At 42.2% G+C, this 358-nt stretch carries 1 protein-coding gene; it reads right to left on the minus strand.

Annotation, left to right across the window (positions count from 1 at the left end; genetic code table 11):
* Positions 1-289: transposase family protein (locus tag LFYK43_RS12350; RefSeq protein WP_174714005.1), on the minus strand; the 289-nt coding region annotated here is incomplete at its 3' end.
* Between the last annotated feature and the right edge of the window lie 69 nt (positions 290-358).

Below are 358 nucleotides of genomic sequence, written 5' to 3' on the forward strand. Positions count from 1 at the left end.
TGGTAACAATTTTGGGACAGTCTGGTGAATCCGGGCAGATAAACTTCTGCTTGCGGATCGAGAAAACATTGAGGACTCCGCCTGAAGGTAGACCAACAATGTGGACTGTTTTAAAGCCGTTTTTTCGCATTGTCTGCCCACACTTAGGACACAAGCAGGAATAAGTTTGTAAGAGATGAATGAAGCGGGCGGGTTGGTTATGGTAGATTTTATACTGATCTTCAAGCTTAGGGTCTTCAATTAAGCGTGGGTCTTTAATCCCAAGACGATCAAGTGTACAATTATCCATGAATAAAACTTCTTTCTATTTTCGTCATTTAGACGAATTGGATTTGGGGAGACAAGGTGTAGTGGCCTT

The sequence above is a fragment of the Ligilactobacillus salitolerans genome, assembly GCF_003864415.1.
Taxonomy (GTDB): domain Bacteria; phylum Bacillota; class Bacilli; order Lactobacillales; family Lactobacillaceae; genus Ligilactobacillus; species Ligilactobacillus salitolerans.